At 70.9% G+C, this 17,628-nt stretch carries 16 protein-coding genes; 12 read left to right on the top strand and 4 right to left on the bottom strand.

Annotated features, from left to right (window positions below; translation table 11 throughout):
• The first annotated feature begins 105 nt into the window (after positions 1 to 105).
• From ACGFI8_RS11210 to ACGFI8_RS11155, 12 genes are all read left to right on the top strand, one after another.
• Positions 106 to 1,614 (top strand): sugar transferase, encoded by a 1,509-nt coding sequence (locus tag ACGFI8_RS11210; RefSeq protein ID WP_392803155.1) that lies wholly within the window; start codon positions 106 to 108, stop codon positions 1,612 to 1,614.
• A gap of 87 nt (positions 1,615 to 1,701) precedes the next feature.
• Positions 1,702 to 2,889, top strand: a complete 1,188-nt coding sequence (locus ACGFI8_RS11205; protein WP_392803152.1) for a sensor histidine kinase — start codon at positions 1,702 to 1,704, stop codon at positions 2,887 to 2,889.
• Positions 2,886 to 3,650 carry a LytR/AlgR family response regulator transcription factor gene (locus ACGFI8_RS11200; protein WP_392803149.1) on the top strand — a complete coding sequence of 255 codons (765 nt, stop codon included), beginning with the start codon at positions 2,886 to 2,888 and terminating at the stop codon, positions 3,648 to 3,650. Before ACGFI8_RS11205 ends, ACGFI8_RS11200 begins: the two co-directional genes overlap by 4 nt.
• A gap of 156 nt (positions 3,651 to 3,806) precedes the next feature.
• Positions 3,807 to 4,505, top strand: a complete 699-nt coding sequence (locus tag ACGFI8_RS11195; protein WP_392803146.1) for a response regulator transcription factor — start codon at positions 3,807 to 3,809, stop codon at positions 4,503 to 4,505.
• A 41-nt stretch (positions 4,506 to 4,546) separates the two neighbouring features.
• Positions 4,547 to 5,566, top strand: coding sequence for an ATP-binding protein (locus ACGFI8_RS11190; protein ID WP_392803143.1), 1,020 nt, complete (start codon positions 4,547 to 4,549; stop codon positions 5,564 to 5,566).
• 77 nt (positions 5,567 to 5,643) lie between these two features.
• Positions 5,644 to 7,584: a DUF4153 domain-containing protein gene (locus ACGFI8_RS11185; protein WP_392803140.1), complete on the top strand. Its 1,941-nt coding sequence runs from the start codon at positions 5,644 to 5,646 to the stop codon at positions 7,582 to 7,584.
• An 80-nt stretch (positions 7,585 to 7,664) separates the two neighbouring features.
• Positions 7,665 to 8,054 carry a hypothetical protein gene (locus tag ACGFI8_RS11180; protein WP_392803137.1) on the top strand — a complete coding sequence of 130 codons (390 nt, stop codon included), beginning with the start codon at positions 7,665 to 7,667 and terminating at the stop codon, positions 8,052 to 8,054.
• Entirely contained in the window at positions 8,051 to 9,748 is a 1,698-nt protein-coding gene (locus ACGFI8_RS11175) for a cation acetate symporter (RefSeq protein ID WP_392803134.1), read from the top strand. The genes ACGFI8_RS11180 and ACGFI8_RS11175 overlap by 4 nt, the downstream gene beginning before the upstream one ends.
• A gap of 44 nt (positions 9,749 to 9,792) precedes the next feature.
• Positions 9,793 to 10,557, top strand: coding sequence for an ABC transporter ATP-binding protein (locus tag ACGFI8_RS11170; RefSeq protein WP_392803132.1), 765 nt, complete (start codon positions 9,793 to 9,795; stop codon positions 10,555 to 10,557).
• On the top strand, positions 10,548 to 12,350 hold the full coding sequence (locus ACGFI8_RS11165; protein ID WP_392803129.1) for an ABC transporter permease: 1,803 nt from the start codon (positions 10,548 to 10,550) through the stop codon (positions 12,348 to 12,350). Before ACGFI8_RS11170 ends, ACGFI8_RS11165 begins: the two co-directional genes overlap by 10 nt.
• 25 nt (positions 12,351 to 12,375) lie before the next feature.
• On the top strand, positions 12,376 to 12,897 hold the full coding sequence (locus ACGFI8_RS11160; RefSeq protein ID WP_392803127.1) for a flavin reductase family protein: 522 nt from the start codon (positions 12,376 to 12,378) through the stop codon (positions 12,895 to 12,897).
• A gap of 83 nt (positions 12,898 to 12,980) precedes the next feature.
• Positions 12,981 to 13,751: a prepilin peptidase gene (locus ACGFI8_RS11155; protein ID WP_392803126.1), complete on the top strand. Its 771-nt coding sequence runs from the start codon at positions 12,981 to 12,983 to the stop codon at positions 13,749 to 13,751.
• An 8-nt stretch (positions 13,752 to 13,759) separates the two neighbouring features.
• On the opposite strand, the gene ACGFI8_RS11150 is transcribed toward ACGFI8_RS11155, so the two are convergent.
• Genes ACGFI8_RS11150 through ACGFI8_RS11135 form a run of 4 tightly spaced genes read right to left on the bottom strand, consistent with a single transcriptional unit; the run spans position 13,760 to position 17,627 of the window.
• Complete coding sequence (locus tag ACGFI8_RS11150) at positions 13,760 to 15,295, bottom strand: hypothetical protein (protein ID WP_392803124.1); 1,536 nt, start codon at positions 15,293 to 15,295, stop codon at positions 13,760 to 13,762.
• A complete protein-coding gene (locus ACGFI8_RS11145; protein ID WP_392804036.1) occupies positions 15,292 to 15,909 on the bottom strand; it encodes a type II secretion system protein J in 618 nt (205 codons plus the stop codon). The genes ACGFI8_RS11150 and ACGFI8_RS11145 overlap by 4 nt, the downstream gene beginning before the upstream one ends.
• Positions 15,894 to 16,361, bottom strand: coding sequence for a prepilin-type N-terminal cleavage/methylation domain-containing protein (locus tag ACGFI8_RS11140; RefSeq protein ID WP_392803122.1), 468 nt, complete (start codon positions 16,359 to 16,361; stop codon positions 15,894 to 15,896). Before ACGFI8_RS11140 ends, ACGFI8_RS11145 begins: the two co-directional genes overlap by 16 nt.
• Positions 16,362 to 17,627, bottom strand: coding sequence for a type II secretion system F family protein (locus tag ACGFI8_RS11135; protein WP_392803121.1), 1,266 nt, complete (start codon positions 17,625 to 17,627; stop codon positions 16,362 to 16,364).
• Position 17,628: the final 1 nt, after the last annotated feature.

The raw sequence follows: 17,628 nt of genomic DNA, 5'->3' as shown, positions 1-17,628 counted from the left end.
CGGTGCGAGAAAGCGCCGCGATGTTCGCATCGCGGTGCGAGAGGACGCACTGAGGTGACTGCTAGTCTCCAACGTCCGGCCACTTCGCCGAGCCGGAGATCGACCTTGGGTGAACTCGACAGCTTCGAGATTCTTCCCGACCACGCGATGACTCCCCTGGGCGCCAACGGAGTGCCGCGCTCGGCCTGGCAGCGCACCAAGCGCGCCGCGCGCTGGCACCGTCCGTATGCGGCGATCCTGGTCCTGCTCGACGCGACCGCGGCGGCGCTGGCGTCGCTGACCGCCGCCGCCAACCTCCCGAAGGCCGACTCCGGCTTCCAGAACAGCCCGCAGCTGTTCGACCTCATCGCCTTCGTGGGGCTGCCCGCGGTGTGGCTGCTCGTGCTGTGGGGTCACGGCGCCTACGACCGCCGCTACCTCGGCGCCGGCACCGACGAGTTCAAGCGCGTGGTCCGCGCCTCCTGGACGGTCGTGGCCATCGTCGCGTTCGCCGCGTTCGCCTTCAAGGTCGACGTGTCGCGGTTCTCGGTCGGCGCCGCGCTCGTCGGCGGGCTCGTCTTCGTGCTGATCCTGCGGTACGTCGCCAGGCGCGCCCTCGCGTTCGCGCGCACGAAGTTCCACCTGGCTACCCACCGGATGCTGCTCATCGGCACCCTGCAGGAGGCCCTCGAGGTCCACGCGGCGATCGCCCGCGACCCCGCCTCGGGCCTCGTGCCGGTCGGCATCCACCTCACCGAGGGCTACGCCCCGCGGGCGAGCACCGTCACGCCGGTGCCCGTGCACGCCGGCCGCGACATCCTCTCGCTCGTGCGCGAGCTCAACGCCGACACGATCGCCGTCTGCGGCTCGGCCAGCGCCGAGCCGGTCGAGCTGCGCCGGCTCGCCTGGCAGCTCGAGGGCACCGGCATCGACCTGGCCGTGGCGCCCCAGCTGACCGACATCGCCGGCCCGCGCGTGCACATCCGCCCGATCGAGGGCATCCCGCTGCTGTACGTCGAGGAGCCGAAGCTCTCCGGCCTCGGCTGGCTGTTCAAGAACGTGATCGACCGGGTGCTAGCCCTGCTGGGCCTACTCCTCGTGCTGCCCTTCTTCCCACTCGTGGCGCTGGCAATCAAACTTTCCGACCCGGGCCCCATCTTCTTCCGCCAGCCCCGCATCGGCCGCGAGGGCAAGACGTTCCGCGTGTGGAAGCTGCGGACGATGTACGTTGATGCGGAGGAGCGGCTGGCCACGCTGCACGACCAGAACGAGAGCGACGGCCTCCTCTTCAAGATGAAGAACGACCCGCGCATCTTCAGGGTCGGCAAGTGGCTGCGCGCGACGTCGATCGACGAGCTGCCGCAGCTGATCAACGTCCTCATGGGCGAGATGTCCCTGGTCGGCCCCCGCCCCCTCCCCGCCGAGGACGGCGACTTCCTGGGCGACGTCCGCCGCCGCCTGCTGGTCCGCCCCGGCATCACGGGCCTGTGGCAGGTCTCCGGCCGAAGCGACCTGAGCTGGGACGACGCGGTGCGCCTGGACCTGTACTACGTGGACAACTGGTCCCTGGTCCTGGACCTGCACACCCTGTGGCGCACGGTCGGCGTGGTCGTCTTCCGCAAGGGCGCCTACTAGGAGCGGCCGCGCGGTGGCGGGCGGCCGATTGAAGGTTCGGACCGGTCGATCTATCCAAACGCGCGGGTGCGGGGTCACCATGGCGGCGTGGGAGGGAATCTCGCGGCCGGGCTGGTCGTCGTCGTGCTTGCCGCCGCGCTCGGCGGGGCGGTGTACGCGGTCATCCGGCTGCGCGGCCGGCGCGCCATCGCGACCGCGGCGCAGCGGGCGACGTACGACGTGCTGCACATAGCCGAGCTCGCCGCCGAGCCGTTGCGCAACGGACTCACCGAGGCGGCGGCCGGCAAGGCGATCCGGCATCTGCGCACGCTCACCGGGGCGGCGGGGATCGCGGTGACCGACGCGAGGCGGGTGCTGGCGTTCGACGGGGCCGGCGAACACCACCGCGAGCAGGCCGCCGCAGCCGCCGCCAAGGCCGTGACGGCCGGGCGGCCGACCGTCCTGGGCAGCCGCGAGCTGCCGTGCGACGTGGTCGACTGCCCGATCCGCGGCGCCGTGGTCGTCCCGCTCGCCCAGCGGGAGGGGGCGCTGGTCGCGCTGTCCGACGGGCCGCCCGCCCCCGGCCTGGTCCAGGCCACGGCCGAGACCGCCCGCTGGGTCGGCACCCAGCTCGCGCTGGCCGAACTCGACACGTCGCGGGCCCGCCTGGCCCGCGCCGAGGTGCGCGCCCTCCGCGCGCAGATCAGCCCCCACTTCATCTACAACGCCCTGACCGCGATCGCCAGCTTCGTGCGCACCGACCCCGAGCTGGCACGGGAGCTGATCCTGGAGTTCGCCGAGTTCACGCGATACTCCTTCCGAGCGCACGGCGAGTTCACCACCCTCGCCGAGGAGCTGCGTTCCATCGACCGGTACCTCACCATCGAGCGGGCCCGCTTCGGCGAACGGCTGCAGGTCCGGCTGCAGATCGCCCCCGAGGTACTGCCGGTGACCCTGCCCTTCCTGTGCCTGCAGCCGCTGGTCGAGAATGCCGTGCGGCACGGGTTGTCGCGCAAGCCGGGCATGGGAACGGTCAGCATCGTGGCGCGGGACGCGGGGGCCGAGTGTCACATCACCGTCGAGGACGACGGCGTCGGCATGGACCCGGCCGCGCTGCTCGACTCCGACGACGCGGTCGACGCCGGACAGCACGTGGGCTTGCGCAACGTCGACGATCGGCTACGTTCGGTCTTCGGTGACGGCTTCGGAGTGGTGGTCGAGACCGCGCCCGACGCCGGCACCAAGGTGAGCATGCGCGTACCGAAGTTCCATCCGGGAGTGAGGAGCGGCCCGTGAGCGAGCACCAGGGATATCTGCGCGTGCTTGCCGTCGACGACGAGGTGCCGGCCCTCGACGAGCTGGCGTACCTGCTGCGCGCCGACCCGCGGGTCGGGCGCCTGCACACCGCCGGTGACGCCACCGAGGCGCTGCGTGTACTACGCGACGCCGACGTGGATGCCGTCTTTCTCGACATCCGCATGCCGGGGCTGGACGGCATGGAGCTGGCCCGCGTGCTCGGCCGGTTCGCCAAGCCGCCGGCGGTGGTCTTCGTGACCGCGTACGACGACCGCGCCGCCGAGGCGTTCGACCTCGGCGTTGCCGACTACGTGCGCAAACCCGTCCGCCGCGACCGTATCGCCGAGTCGCTGCGCCGGGTGCTGGCCGCCCGCCTGGTGCCCACGCACCCGGCCGTCGCTGCGCGCCGCGACCGCCAGGACGACCCGACGATCCCGGTGGAGCTCGCCGGCACGACCCGGATGCTGCCCCGCTCGTCGGTGCGCTGGGTCGAGGCGCAGGGCGACTACGCCCGCCTGCACACCGCGGACGCCTCGCACCTCGTCCGGGTCTCGCTGGCCACGCTCGCCGAGCGCTGGGCCGATGCCGGGTTCGTCCGGATCCACCGGTCGTACCTCGTGCAGCTCAAGCTCATCACCGAGCTGCGCATGACGAACACCGGTCACGTCGTGTTGATCGGCGATCACGAACTGCCCGTGTCGCGCCGGCACACGCGCGAGCTCAAGGATCGCCTGGTACGCGCGGCCAAGTCCTGGACCTGACACCCGCGCCGCCGAGTCGCGGGCTCCGACGGCCCGGCTTGTCGTGACATATCCGGATCGTGCCCGGCCCGGCACGCACAACGGCGGCCGAGGTCTCCACAATCCCTCCACATCGCCGACCGAGTGCCTGCACGACGTGCGAATACGCTGCATTGCATGAACGCAGGAGGGGAGCGCCGCCGCGTGCTCGTCGTGGACGACGAGCGCATGATCGCGGAGTCGATCGCGGTACGGCTTCGCGCCGAGGGCTTCTCCGTGGACACTGCCCACGACGGGCCGTCCGCGGTCGCGGCGGCCAAGCTGATGCGGCCCGACCTCGTCGTGCTCGACGTGATGCTGCCCGGCTTCGACGGCCTCGAGGTGTGCCGGCGCATCCAGGCCGAGCGCCCCGTCGCGGTACTGATGCTGACCGCGCGCGACGACGAGACCGACATGCTCGTCGGGCTCGCCGTCGGAGCCGACGACTACCTGACCAAACCGTTCTCGATGCGCGAGCTCGCCGCCCGCGTGCACGTCCTGCTGCGGCGGCTCGAGCGCCTCGCCCAGGTACAGCCGGATCCCAACCAGACCCCGATCGTCCTCGGCGACCTTGAGATCAACCGGGCGCAGCGGCGGGTCACCCGCGCCGGCATCGAGGCGCACCTGACGCCGACCGAGTTCGATCTGCTCGTCAACCTGGCCACCCGCCCGCGCACGGTCCTGCCCCGCGAGCGACTGCTCGCCGAGGTGTGGGGCTGGGCGGACGCGTCCGGCACCCGCACGGTCGACAGCCACATCAAGGCGCTGCGCCGCAAGCTGGGTGCCGACCTCATCCGCACGGTCCACGGCGTCGGCTACGCGCTGGAGTCCATATGAGCGGTACGGAGCGAAGCGGAGGTAACGGCATGAACCGCGGCATGAAGAAAATTATCGATCTGCTGCCGCGCCCGCTCGACCCGCTGCGGTCGATCAAGCTCAAGCTGGCCGTCCTGCTGCTCGCCTCGGCCAGCGCCGGCCTCGGCGTGTTCTGGATCGGCATCGGCTGGATCCCGCCCAACACGACGTACATCGCGCTCACCGCCGGCCTGGTCACCTCGCAGGTGCTGGCGCACGGGGTGACCCGCCCGCTGCGGGAGATGACCGCCGCCGCCCGGGCGATGGCCCGCGGCGACTACTCCACCCGGGTCCGCGCCACCTCGAAGGACGAGGTCGGCCAGCTGGCCGTCGCGTTCAACCAGATGGTCAGCGAGCTCGCCAGCGCCGACCAGCAGCGCCGAGAGCTCATCGCCAACGTCTCCCACGAGCTGCGCACCCCGATCTCCGCACTGCAGGCGGTGCTCGAGAACATCGTCGACGGCGTCGCGGACCCCGACCCGGCCACGCTGCGCACCGCGCTGGCGCAGACCGAGCGGCTGGGCCGGCTGGTGACGGAGCTGCTCGACATCTCTCGGTTGGATGCCGGAGTCGTACCCCTGGACCGCGAGCTCTTCCACGTCGAGGACCTCCTCCACGAGGTCGTCGCCGAGGCCGAGGTCAAGGCGGTGGCGGCCGGCCACAAGGTCGAGTACCTCTCCTGCTCCTTCCCGGAGAACGCGCTGGTCAAAGCCGACCGGGCGCGCCTGCACCACGTCCTGACCAACCTCGTCGACAACGCCACCCGGCACAGCCCCGACGGCGGCACGGTGACGATCCTCGGCCGCCGCGATGCCGGCCGCGTCATGATCGAGGTCGCCGATGAGGGCCCCGGCATTCCGCACGCCGAGCGCGAGCGCGTCTTCGAGCGCTTCACCCGCGGCGCCCGCGCCTCCGGCGGCGGCACCGGCCTCGGCCTGGCCATCGCCCAGTGGCTCACGCAGTTGCACGACGGCACGATCGCCGTCGTCGAGCAGCCCGACAACCTGCCCGGCTGCCGGATTCGCGTGACGCTGCCGGCCTGACGCAGTACCTCCCCCTTCCGCGACCCGGGGCGCCCCCGGCCGCGCGGATCCGCACGCCCTCGTTCAGGAGCCGCACCATGTCCGAAACCCCCGGCAACTCCGGCAGCGACCGGCCGAGCACCGAAGAGTCCAAGCCCGAGCCGACCGGCCCACCGTCAGCGCCCCGCGTGCCCGCGATGGCGGGCGCTGACGTCCACCCGGCCACCCCCGGCCCGTCGGCGCCGCCGGCACCGTCCGGGCCGCCGGCGCCGCTCAGGCCGCCGCATGTGCCGCCTGGGCCTTCGCGGGCGGCCATGCTTCCGGCCTCGCCGTTCCCCGGCGTGCCCAATCCTGCGGTGATGAGCCCGATCCGGCTGGGCCCGCCCGCCCCGACGCTGTGGGAGCGGGCCTGGCCCCGGCGCGACCCGGCGGCCGGTCGCGGCGCCCTGTACGGCTCCCTGGCCACCGCCCTGATCGCCGCCGTCAGCATCCCGCTCGACCGCCCCGGCCTGGGCTGGCCGATCGCGGGCCTCGGCCTGCTCGTGCCCCTCGCCCTGTTGCTGAGCCGGCCGGGGCCCGCGGGACCGGTACCGGACGCGGCGCGGGACGGGCGGCGGACGCTTGGGGCACGAGCGGAGTCGCTGCTCTGGTGCGTCGCGGCGCTCGCCCTGCTGTCGGTGGGCTTCTTCCGCGCCGCGGGCTGGCTGTTCGCGCTCAGCCTGCTGTCGGCGTTCGGCTGCGTCGCCCTGGCCGTCGGGCTGCACCGGCGGGTGCCGGCCGTGCTCGTGGCGCCGTTCACCCTCGTCTTCGCCGCGTTTCGGGCGATGCCGTGGGCGCGCCACGGCCTGGGAAGGGCCGGCCGCGCCGCCGGGTCCGAGGGCGGGGCGGCCCCGGACGGCGCGACCGGCCCCAACCCCGGCGCCGCTCCGGGCGCCGGTACCACTCGCGGCTCCGGGACCGGGACCGGGAGCGGTGCCGGTGCGGGGGCGGAAGGGCCGAGCAACGCGCTGCGACTGCTCGCCTCGATCGGCATCGGCATGGCGCTGCTCCTCGTCTTCGGCGCGCTGTTCGCCAGCGCCGACGCGGCCTTCGGCCGGGTCGTGTCCGAGATCGTGCCCGACCTCGACGCGGACGCGGTGTTCCGCTGGCTGTTCGTCGGCGTCGTCGGCGGCGCGCTGGCGCTGGGCGCGGCGTTTCTGGTGGCCAATCCGTCGTCGATCGGCGACGGGGCGCCGCGTTTGGGCCGGCCGGTGCGGCGCATCGAGTGGCTGGTTCCGGTCGGCGCGCTGCTGGTGCTGTTCGCGCTCTTCGTGGCCGTGCAGCTCGCGGTGCTGTTCGGCGATCGCGACTACGTCATGCGCACCGTCGGGCTGACCTTCGCAGAGTACGCCCGCAAGGGCTTCTGGCAGCTGCTCGTGATCACCCTGCTCACCCTGTGCGTCATGAGCGTGACCGCGCGCAAGGCGCCGCGCGACACGGCCGCCGACCGGGCGCTGCTGCGGCTGGTCCTCGGCCCGCTCGCCGCCTGCTCGCTCGTGGTCGTCGGCTCGGCGCTGTGGCGGATGAACGTGTACGAGCAGGCGTACGGCTTCACCCGCCTGCGCGTCTTCGTCAGCGCGGTGGAGCTCTGGCTCGGCGGCCTGTTCGTCCTGGTCATGCTGGCCGGCGCGACCGGGCTCCGGCGCCCGGCGACGTGGCTGGCCCGCGCGGCCGTCGGCCTGTGGGTGGTCACGCTGCTCGGCCTGGCCGCGCTCAACCCCGACCGGCTCATCGCCGCGCACAACGTGGACCGGGCGAGCGCCGCCCAACACGCGAGCAACTCCGACATCTGGTACCTGCGCACGCTCTCCGCCGACGCGGCCCCGGAGCTCGACCGGCTGCCGGCCGGCGCGCGGGAGTGCGCACTCTCCGACATCGCCGACGACCTCGCCCGCGACGAGGACGACTGGCGTGGATGGAACCTCGGCCGGGCCGCCGCGCGTCAGATCGTTCCACAGCCGGTAATCGTGCAGGACTACCCCTGCTACCGGCGGTACTGAGGAAAAGAGCGGGGCCGACGTTCGGACGGGGGACGTCGGCCCCTTGCTTTTGTTTCGCGGACGTTGCAAGACTGCCGTCCATGGAGCCGCCAACTCCGCGCGTACGCGTGGTGCTCGGTGACGTCTCCCGCGCCCGGATCCGGCCCGCGCGAGCCCGCGCGGAGCTGGAGGAGCAGAGCCCGGTCGGCGCGGCGCTGGCCCGCGGCCTGGTGCGGGCGCAACTGTCCGTGGCCGTCCGGCTCGCCGCCGTGGTCGCCGTCGGGCTCGGCGGCCTGCCGCTGCTGTTCGCGGCCGCACCGGCCGTGGCGCACGCCCGGCTCTTCGGCGTCTCGCTGCCCTGGCTGCTGCTCGGCGCGGTCGCGTACCCCTTTCTCTACGTGATCGGCGTCGTCTACGTGCACCTGGCCGAGCGCAACGAGCAGGAGTTCCTGGCATTGGTCGAGGACCGCGGCCAGCAGCCGCCCGCATGAGCTCCTACTCCGTGACGGCCGTCGTGCTGGTCACGCTGGTCACGGTCGCCATCGGCATCTACGGGCTGCGCTTCGCCCGCACCACCTCGGACTTCCTGGTCGCCTCGCGGATGGTCAGCCCGACCTGGAACGCGGCGGCGATCGGCGGCGAGTACCTGTCCGCGGCGAGCTTCCTCGGCGTCGCCGGCCTGGTGCTCAAGCACGGCGTCGACGTGCTGTGGTACCCGGTCGGGTTCGCCGCCGGCTACCTGGCGCTGCTGCTCTTCGTGGCCGCGCCGTTACGCCGCTCGGGCGCCTTCACCCTGCCGGACTTCTGCGAGGTCCGGCTGCGCTCCAAGCGGCTGCGCAAGCTCGCCACCGCGTTCGTGATGTTCATCGGCTGGCTCTACCTGGTCCCGCAGTTACAGGGCGCTGGGCTCACGCTGCGGACGGTGACGGGCGCGCCGTACGCCCTCGGCGCACTGCTCGTCGGCGTCGTCGTGACGCTCAACGTGGCGCTCGGCGGGATGCGCTCGATCACGTTCGTGCAGGCGTTCCAGTACTGGCTGAAGCTCACCGCCCTCGCCATACCGTTCGTGTTCCTGCTCATGCAGTGGCAGCACGACGGCCGGCCGGCCCTCACCGCCCCCGACGGGCCGCGCTTCGCCGCCGCGACCACCGTCGCGATCGACCACCCGACCCGGCTGACCGTGGCCGAGCCGACCGAGGTCACCGTGCGGGGCGTCCTCGACGACGCCCCGCTGGCCGGTCCGATTGTGCTCACACCCGGCGAGCACACCGCCACGAAGGGCACGGTCCTGATCTTTTCACAAGCCGCGGCTGTACCCCGGGTGTCGGCGGTGTCCGACGACTCCCCCGCCGACTGGCTGCTTCCCGGCCAGCATTCCCAGGACCTGTTCGCCACGTACTCGCTGATCCTGGCCACGTTCCTGGGCACCATGGGCCTGCCGCACGTGCTCGTGCGCTTCTACACCAACCCCGACGGGGCGGCCGCGCGGCGTACCACCCTCGTCGTGCTCGGCCTGGTCGGCGTGTTCTACCTGACCCCGACCCTCTACGGCGTGCTCGGCCGCATCTACACCCCGCAACTGCTCATGACCGGCAACACCGACGCCGTCGTACTGCTGCTGCCGCACGCGGCTCTCGGCGGGAGCGTGACCGGCCGGCTACTCAGTGCGCTGGTCGCCGCCGGCGCGTTCGCCGCCTTCCTGTCGGCCTCGTCCGGCCTGCTCACCAGCGTCGCCGGCGTGCTGTCCACCGATGTGCTCGGCCACGGCTCGGTCCGCGACTTCCGCCGCTCGGCGCTGGTCGCCGGGGTGGTACCGCTGGTGCTCGCGCTGTTCGTGTCGAGCCTGGACGTCTCCCAGGTGGTCGGGCTGGCCTTCGCCGTCGCGGCGTCGAGCTTCTGCCCGCTGCTCGTGCTCGGCATCTGGTGGCGCGGGCTCACCGCGCTCGGCGCCGCCGCCGGGATCGTCGCCGGGGGCGGGGCGGCGGCCTTCGCGGTACTGCTGACGGTTCTCGGCGGCCCGCTCGACGGCTGGGCCGGCGTGCTCACGACCCAGCCGGCCGCATGGTCCGTACCTTTGGCCTTCCTGGTGATGATCCTGGTCTCACTGCTGACAAGGCACCGTCTGCCCGCGGACGTCGGAGCGATCATGCTTCGGCTGCACGCGCCCGACGCGCTGCGCATGTAGCGGAGCGAGTGACAGCGGTGGACAGAGTGGCCTACGTTCGAAATGTGACAGATCCCGAGCCGAGTTCGGCCCTCGCGCTGCGGGGGCTCACCAAGCGTTTCGAGGACAAGGTCGCGGTCGCCGGCGTCGACCTCGACGTGCCGACCGGGTCCTTCTTCGGCCTGCTCGGGCCGAACGGGGCCGGCAAGACCACCTCGCTGTCGATGGCGGTCGGGCTGCTTCGCCCCGACGCCGGCCACGCCTACGTGCTCGGCCACGACGTGTGGTCCGACCCGGTCGAGGCCAAGCGGCGCCTCGGCGCACTGCCCGACTCCGCCCGGATGTTCGACCGGCTCACCGGTGCCGAGCTGCTGGCGTACACGGGCCTGCTGCGGGGGCTGCCGGCGGACGTGATCGACGCGCGCGCCGCCGAGCTGCTCGACGTGCTCGGCCTCGCCGACGCCGGGCGCACCCTGGTCGTCGACTACTCCGCCGGGATGAAGAAGAAGATCGGCCTGGCGTGCGCGATGCTGCACGCGCCCCGGCTGCTGGTCCTCGACGAGCCGTTCGAGGCGGTCGACCCCGTTTCCGGCGCGCTGATCCGGGACATCCTGGTCCGATACGTGCGCAACGGCGGCACGGTGATCTTCTCCAGCCACGTCATGGCGGTCGTCGAGCGGCTGTGCACGCACATCGCGATCCTGGCCGACGGGCAGATCAAGATCGTCGGTACCACGGAGGAGGTGCGCGGGGGCCGCGAGCTCGAGGACGTCTTCGTCGACGTCGTCGGTGGCCGCGTGGCCACGGGCGCGGAGCTGTCGTGGCTGTGACGCCAGCGCCGGGCCCGGAGGCGCAGGGCCCGGGGGCGTCGGGCCCGGAGACGCAGCTCCCGCAGCAGCGGCCGGCGCCCGCGGAGGCGACGCGGCCCGAGCTGCAGGCGCCGCCGGCCGTGGGCGATCGCGGACGGCCGCGGGTCGCCTACTTCGTGCGGCTCAAGCTGCGCATCCTGCGCAACACGCTGCGGCCGGGCCGGCGGCAGCTCGGCGGCCGGTCGCGCTGGTTCGGCCGGCACTCGCGGCTCATCGTCTTGCTCCTCGGCGCGCTGTTCGGGCTGTGGGCGGCGTTCCTGGGCTTCGCCGCCTTCGCCGGCAGCAGCGTGGCTGACCCCCACCTGCGTCCGACGGTCGCCGCGTTCGCCGGCGCCGCCGTGGTGCTCGCCTGGATCTTCATCTCCCTGCTGTTCGGCATCGACGAAACCCTGGACCCGGCCCGCTTCGCGTTGTTGCCCGTGCCGCGCCGCACGCTGGTGCTGGGCATGCTCGCCGCCGCGTTCATCGGCGTGCCGCCGATCGTCACGCTGCTCGCCACGCTCGGCTCGGTCGTCGGCGCCGTGGACAAAGGTCCGGCCCCGGCGATCGTCGCGGTGCTCGGCGCGCTCGTCGGGCTCTGCGTCTGCGTCGCCGTGAGCCGCGCGGTGACCAGCGCGTTCGCCCGGATGCTGCGCTCGCGCCGGGTCCGCGACCTCGCCGCGCTGCTGCTCGCGCTCATGGGCATCTCGTGCAACCCCGTCTTCCAGCTCATCTTCGCGCTCGTCGGCCGGGGCGAGTCGCCGCAGGCCACCGCGATCGCCCGGGTGCTGTCCTGGACGCCGCTCGCCGCGCCGTACGTCGCCTACGTCGACGCCATCGACGGCCGCTGGGCGTTCGTCGCCGCCCGTCTGCTCATCGGCGTGGCCGGCGTCGCGCTGCTGCTGTGGTGGTGGCTGCAGACGATCGAGTCGGCGATGGTCGGCAGCGTGGCCGGCCCCGGTGCCCGACGGTCCGTCGCCGCCGAGAGTCCGGTGCGCGCCCTCATCCCGCGCGCCCTGCGCTTCATGCCGCAGACCCGCTTCTCGGGCCTCATCGCCCGGGAGATGCGGTACTGGCTGCGCGACCCACGCCGGCGGGCCAGCCTCGTCTCCCTGCTGGCCACCTCCGTGGTGATCCCGTTCGCGTTCACGCTCGGGCTCGCAAACCCCGGCCAGCACAGACCGGCCGGCCACGGCGCCATCGTGTTCTCCCTGATGGTCGCGGGCGCGTTCGTCGGCCTGGCGCTGGTCAACCAGTTCGGCAACGACGGCACGGCCTACGCGCTGCACATCCTCGCTGGCGTCCCCGGCCAGGTGGAGCTCGCCGCCCGCGCGCTGGCGGTCGGCATCCTGACGTTCCCGCTGCTCAGCGCCGTCACGGTCGTGGTGGCGATCGTCGGCGGGCACACCGCCCAGCTGCCAGCCGCCCTCGGGGTGGGGCTGTGCGCCTTCGGCATCTCGGTCGGCGCGGCCGGCATCACCTCGGTCCTCGCCCCCTACCCGATGCCCGACACCAACAACCCGTTCGCCATGAACACCGGTCGCGGCGGCGCGAAGGGCTTGCTGTCGTTTGTGAGCATGTTCGCGACCTGGGCGCTGACCGCGCCGCTGACGATCGCGTTCCTGCTCCTGCCGGGCGCCGTGTCGTGGGTGTTGCTGCCGGTCGGCCTGGCGTGGGGCTTCGCCCTCGCCTGGCTGGGCACCCGGCTGGCCGGCAACCTGCTACAGCGCCGCGCGCCGGAGGTCCTGGCCGCCGTCACCCCCAAGCGCGCCTGACGGGCGGCCGGGGTCCGGCCCCAGAATGGGGGGCGTGAGCATCCACGCCTCCGATCCGTTCGCCACTCCGGACGAGCTGAAGTCGCCGGTCCGGCGGCTGCGCGGGCGGCTGCCGGCCGCCGTCACACTGTGGACCGCCGCGGGCGAACGACAGGGCGACAAGGGCCTGACCGTCTCGTCCATGCTGGTCGTCGACGGCGATCCGGGCCGCGTGCTCGGCCTGGTCGACGAGGAGAGCGACCTGTGGGAGGCCGTCGAGTCGGCCGGCCGGTTCGCGGTCAGCCTGCTCGAGGAGGAGGACCGCCAACTCGCGGACAAGTTCGCCGGGCTGATGCCGGCGCCCGGCGGGCCGTTCGCCACGGGCGAGTGGGAGCGCACCGAGTGGGGCCCGGTGCCGCGCGGGCGCAGCTGGGCCGGCTGCCGCCTGGTGGGCGCTACCGAGAAGGGCTGGTCGCTGCTGGTTGAGGCGGTCATCGAGCGGGTCGAACTTGCCGCTGCCCACGCCGCGCCGCTGATCCACGAGCGCGGCCGGTATCGCCGCGGCTGACGCCCGAGGGCCTGTGCTTCTCCGTCGCAGCCGGCCGTTCATGATAGGGCGTGCCTCTTACCCAGCTCGCTGTTCTGCTTCCGGTGACGCTGTTGCTGGGCTTGGTGGTGGGTTCGTTCCTCAACGTCGTGATTCACCGCGTGCCCCGGGGCGAGTCGCTGGTGACACCCCCGTCGCGCTGCCCCACTTGTGGCAACGGCATCCGGCATCGGCACAACATCCCGGTGCTCGGGTGGCTCGTCCTTCGTGGCCGGTGCGCCGACTGTGGCGTGCGGATAGGCGTGCGGTACCCGCTTGTCGAACTGACAACGGCCGTACTCTTCGTCGCGGTCGCGCTGCGCATGCACCAACTGCACCTGCTCAGCGCATTGCCCGCGTACCTCTACGTCGCCGCGGCGGGCATAGCGCTGGCCGTGATCGACCTTGATTCGCGCCGGCTGCCGAACGTGATCGTCCTGCCGTCATACCCGATATTGGCGATCCTGCTGACGCTTTCGGCGGCCTGGGAGCAAGACTGGTGGGCATTGGCGCGCTCCGCGATCGGTGCGGCGGCGCTGCTCGCCTTCTTCTTCACGCTGGCGTTCGTTTATCCGGCCGGCATGGGACTCGGGGACGTCAAGCTGGCCGGAATCCTCGGCGCCGTGCTCGGCTATCTGTCCTGGTCCGCGTTGGTGATCGGCACGTTCGCCGGCTTCCTGCTGGGCGCCGTGGTCGGAGTCGGCATCATGATCGGCGGCAAGGGCGGCCGCAAGACAGCCATCCCGTTCGGCCCGTTCATGATCGCCGGGTTCCTGGTGGCCCTCTTCGCGGCCGCCCCGATCGCACAGTTCTATGTGGACCTCATGGCGGTCTGAGCGTCCGACTACCGCTGCACGCTCCAGTTGTAGACCGTGATCTCCCGCTTGCCTGCGACCGGCGTGTCCGATCGATCGACAATCCCCACGGTCGCCTGCAGACGGAAGGCAATGTCGGCGGCACTGCACGTGGCGGCGCCTGGGCAGACGTACACCTTGAGGTTGACGACGGTCCGCAGGTCGGAGCCGGGAGAATCATCCGGCACCTCGATCACGGCGCCGGTCAGGTCCGCACTGCCCGTGGGCGTGATGAAGAGGCCGCGGGCTATCACGCCGTATCGGAAGACCTGCCCCGTCAAGTTGTTTAGGGAAATGTCCAGGACCGCTTTCGGCACGTACGTGGTGCCCTGGATGTACAACCTGCTGTTGGGCGAGTTATCCGTCTTGATCACCGCGCAACCCGACGAGTAGGGGACGGAAGTGATGCAACCACTCTGCGCAGGCACAGTGGCACTGCCACTACCGACCGGTGTCTTCAGCCCGTACACCGCGAGGGGTGGGCTGGTTTTGGAGTAGGTGCCACAGATCTCGACCTGCGCCGCCTTGACCCGGATCCGGCTTGCGCCGCCGAACACGAACTGCACGCCGGCATCGGGACCCGGCTGGGTCCAGCCGCCGGCCGGGATCGGGTTGGGGGGAATCGGGGTCTGGCACGACCCGGGGATAGTCGGGGCCTTGCCGTCCGCAAGGGGTGTGGTCGGGGTCCCGGCGACCACGGCCCCCGAGTCGATCAACCACTCGCCGCCGAAGTCGAAATAGTAGGTGCCGGGGTGAAACCAGAGGGTGCCGCCCTTGCAACTGGTGCCATCCGTCAAGCCGTTTAGCGACGCGAGGTCGGTGTACAGCCCTGCCGAGAACTCCACGACCTTGCCCCTGGCGCTGCACGTCGGGACGGCCCGAAGCGTCGGGGTCGTTGTCGGTGCTGGGTAGTCGGGATCGACCGTCGTCTTGCCGGTGTTGCAGTTCCTGGCCGGGACGCTGGTGATCGTGCCGGTGCAGGCAGTCCGCGCGCTCACGCTCGCGTTGGTCTGGAGCGTGCCCTGGGAGACGGTGATGTTGGAGTTCGAGACGATGCTGCCATGGACCTTCAGCGTCCCGTTGCCGCTGACCTTGAGGTTGATGCCTTCCTCGGTGGAGGACCCCAGCGTCAGGACCGCGCTGCCCGGCTTGTTCGCCGCGTTGATCGCCACCGAGGACGCGGCACTCTTGGCCTTGTCCACATCGCAGGTGACGTAGGCGGAGTACGCCGAACCGGATGACGCCTGGTAAAAATTCGGCAGCGGTCGGCTGGGCTTCCTATCGCCGAAGCAGTCTCCGTCGGCGCCCTTGAACGTCCCCCGTCGCAAATCGTTGATCGCGATCTGAGCCGCACCGTCGGCGGCGGCGGCCTCCGCCGCCTGATCGCGTAGGTTCACCGTGGTTCGAATGCTCGTGTCCGCGAACGACAGCACCGTCGCGATGACCACGGCGACCACCGTGATGAAAACGAGCGCGAGGACCAGGGCCGCGCCGCTGTCATCGGGGTGCTTGACCCTCGACGTCATGTCTGTCTCCGCTGTCCTTTGAGGGTGACGGTGAGAGGCTGCTGCCCGCCGCTGGCCTTGATGATGACGGTCAGTGTCACACTCTGCGGCACGGCAGGCGCTGCGGAACAGTCGGTCGAGCAGACCAATTCGGGAACCCCGTCGACGTTGTGGGCCAGCACGATGTCCGAGTCCACTGTCGACGATCCCACACACTTGATGCGGTGCAGTTGACGCTCTCCGCGCGCGGTCTTGACCACATAGGACACTCGAACGGGACCGGAGGTCCCCGGGCCGTCCCAAACAAGACGGACAACTGCCTTCGGAGTGTCCGAAGCGCCGCATGGATAAAGAAGACTGTTGTACTCGACATCACGGAAGATCGATTGTTTGAGCGGGAACCCGTCCCCGCCCCAGTCCCGCACCCCGACGCTCTGCACGTCTTGGGCGAAGTAAGCCACCATGATCTGTGCGTCGTGTGACTCGTTCAGGCGCCTGGTGGTGTCGTCGGTGCTGCGGACGAAACTGATCACAGCGTTGCCGAGGGGAACGATGATGATGCCCAGAATGACGATCGCGACCAGCACCTCGACGAGGGTCAGACCGCGTTCGTCGCGTCTCAGTTGAGAGTGCATGGCAGGTCCGAGAAGTCGGTCGTCGAACGGCACGGTTTGCGGATGATGACGTCGAGGGTCTCGGCGACCCTGTTGTCGATGGTGCTGACCTTGAGCGATACCTTCTGGACCCCGCTGTCGCTGGTGCACACGGTCGCGAAGGTCGAGTTGTTCCAGTAGCTGACCGTAATCGTGGGAATGTAGGTCGGATTGCCGTCGAGGGCGGTGTAGGCGGGCTTGTACGTGTCTTTCCCGGCGCAGTCGGTGTAGTGGGAGTTTGTCACCCACGTCTCGATCGCCTCGCCGAAGGCACGCACGTAGGCGCCCGCTTGGGCCTGCTGGCGGTGGATGTTGGACATCCGGATGCTGGTCGCGATGCCGCCGACGAGGGCGACCACCGCGATTCCTACGATGATCACCGTGACCAGCAGTTCGATCAGGGTCTCACCCCGATCGTTCGGGTCCGTCTTCATCTATACAGTCACCTGATTGAAGATGCCGTACATCGCCGACACCAGCGCGACAGCCACGAATCCGACGATCAGTCCCATGACGATGATGACGGCCGGCTCGAACAGCGCGGTCACCTTCTTGAGCTTGTAGTCGAGTTCGCCCTCGTAGTAGCGGGCGGTGACCTCCAGCTGAATGTCGAGGGTGCCCGTTTCCTCACCGACGCGGATCATCCGAGCGGCGGTCGCAGGGAAGAGTCCGGTGCTGGACAGCGGCTGGGCCAGGCCTTCACCTTCGAGCATCGCTTCGCCCACCTGGGCGAGCGAACGCATGAATACCAGGTTGCGCAACGATTCCGTGGCCACCCGCAGCGCCTCCGGCAGAGCGACGCCGGCGCTGGCCATGGATGAGAGGATGCGGCAGAAGCGCTCGACGAGCGCGAACCGGACCGCTGCACCAATCACGGGTAGGCGCAGCACGAGGCGGTCTCGCGCATATCGGCCGCCTTCCGTACGCAGCGTGAGGTAGATGCTCACCGCGATGACGGCCAGGCCCGCCAGCACGGCCCACCACCACTGCATAAAGAAGTCGGTTATTGCCATGAGTATTCGCGTGGGCAGCGGTAGCTCGGCGTGCAGGCCGGCGAAGAAGACCTTGAACCGGGGCAGGACGAACGAGGCCAGCACCACCACGGTGACCAACGACATGAGTGCGATCATCGATGGGTAGATCGCGGCTGCTTTGATCTTGCGTTTGGCCTCGAGGTCCCGCTCCAGGTATTTCGCAAGCTGTTCCAGGACCGTGTCGAGCTGACCGGTGAGCTCGGCCGAGCGCAGGATGCCGCGGTAGAACTCGGGGAAGATTTTCGGGTGGCGGTCGAAGCAGTCCGACAACCTCTCCCCGGCGCGCAGCCCTTCCTCGACCTCGCTCATCATGCGCCGGATGCTGGAGTTCGTCGCCTCCTCGCCGATCGCGCGAACGGCCTCGATGAGCGGCAGCCCGGCGCGCACGAACGCCCCGAGCTGGCGGGACAGGTGCATGACCTCTTCCCGCTTGACGCGGGGCGGGGAAAGCTCGATCTGCAGAAAGCTCTTCTTCTCGCGGACTTTGCCGTCAGGCAACTTCTGCTCGTGCGACGTCCGCGCGTCCGGCATCCGCTCCTGCGGCGCCCGCTCGTGTGGCATCCGCTCGTGCGGCGTCCGCTGGGGGGCCCGTAGTTCCTGTGTCTGGTCCACATCAGTGGCGTGCAGTCCGTCCGGACGGAAAGCGGTGTAGCCGTACTCGGTCACC

It is taken from the genome of Dactylosporangium sp. NPDC048998, assembly GCF_043197855.1.
Lineage (GTDB): Bacteria > Actinomycetota > Actinomycetes > Mycobacteriales > Micromonosporaceae > Dactylosporangium.
Note: the sequence above shows the minus strand (reverse complement) of the source record. Positions and strands in the feature narration are given on the sequence as shown.